At 59.8% G+C, this 1,380-nt stretch carries 2 protein-coding genes; one reads left to right on the top strand and one right to left on the bottom strand.

Annotated features, from left to right (window positions below; genetic code table 11):
- Positions 1-60: 60 nt before the first annotated feature.
- On the bottom strand, positions 61-291 hold the full coding sequence (locus tag EN943_RS37000) for a hypothetical protein (protein WP_127416612.1): 231 nt from the start codon (positions 289-291) through the stop codon (positions 61-63).
- Between the two features lie 116 nt (positions 292-407).
- On the opposite strand from EN943_RS37000, the gene EN943_RS36995 reads away from it, so the two are divergent.
- On the top strand, positions 408-1,208 hold the full coding sequence (locus EN943_RS36995) for a fumarylacetoacetate hydrolase family protein (RefSeq protein ID WP_245476118.1): 801 nt from the start codon (positions 408-410) through the stop codon (positions 1,206-1,208).
- Positions 1,209-1,380: the final 172 nt, after the last annotated feature.

Here is a 1,380-nt window from a genome sequence, read left to right as displayed (position 1 = left end):
GTCTCGGTTGTCCCTGGTTGTGTAGGCCCTCAAAATCGGCCGCTAATCAACTCCCAATCTTCAGATTTTCGCTCCGCCGAATGCTGCATCTTTTACACCGGTGGTTCCCAAAAACAGCGCGTACGGCAGCGGGGTACTCCGAAGCGATTTGGCATTCAAAGCGAATTTTTGACAAGGAAGACGATTTCGATTGACAAGGTTGCCGCACTTTGGAATTTTGCGCGCCGATACATCCTTGCCAGTGACCGGTCTGGGAGGTCCGGGACGCGCCGGCTGTTGTTCCGCTGCCATAACTCAGCTCCGCCCTGTCCGATACCTGGCTATCGGCGAAGCCCTTTTCGTCACTGTTCGAGGTCAGTTGCATGCGGTTCCTTCGATATGTCCACAATGGCCGGGAGGGCCTAGCCGTGGCGACCGCCGACGGTGTCTTTCGCGGACTGGATACGTCGTCGCCCACCTATCCGGGCAATCTGGACACTCTTCTGCCATCGAGGGAGCTAGTCTTGGCCGCCGAGGCCTTGATGCAGGGCCCTGTCGTCGAGGAGGCGGAGATCACCTTCCTAACCCCTCTTAAAGGCACTGGAAAGATTCTATGCGTGGGGCTCAACTACAGGGATCACGCCAGCGAAAGTGGTATGCCGGTGCCGGAATTTCCAACCGTGTTCGCCCGTTTCAGCAGTGGGCTCGTGCCGCACGGACAACCGCTGACATGTCCTTCCGTGTCCAGCCAGTTCGACTACGAGGGCGAACTGGCTGCCGTGATCGGCAAGGCCGGCAGGAACATCGCGCCATCGGACGCGCTAGATCACGTCGCAGGCTATTCCATTTTCAATGACGGTTCGGTTCGCGACTACCAGCTGCGTACCTCGCAGTGGACCATCGGCAAGAATTTCGACGGCACGGGCGGCTTCGGGCCCTATTTCGTCACAGCGGACGAGCTTGCCCCGGCTGCCACTGGGCTGCGCATCGAACCCCGCCTCAACGGCACCGTCATGCAGAGCGCCAAAACCGACGACTTGATCTTCGACGTGCCGCGACTGGTCTCATTGATCAGCGTCGCCATGACCCTCGAGGTCGGTGACATCATCGTTACGGGAACGCCGTCCGGGGTCGGCGCGGCTCGCAAGCCACCCGTGTTCATGCGCGCCGGCGATGTCTGCGAGGTCGAGATCGAACGCCTGGGCACATTGCTGAACCCCATACGATGAAGCGTACGGCGCAAACCCTCCGACGCGTAGCAGGAAACAAGCGATGCCAAAGGTCTTCAGGCTGGCTCACCTAACCCTCGGCACGGACGACGTCGCGCGGCTGCGCGACTATTACGTCAACGTGCTGGGAATGACGGAAAATCATCATCAAGCCGCGCAGGCGAGCTATCTC

It is taken from the genome of Mesorhizobium sp. M7A.F.Ca.US.006.01.1.1, assembly GCF_003997935.1.
Classification (GTDB): Bacteria; Pseudomonadota; Alphaproteobacteria; order Rhizobiales; family Rhizobiaceae; genus Mesorhizobium.
This window is presented reverse-complemented; position numbering and strand designations above follow the sequence as displayed.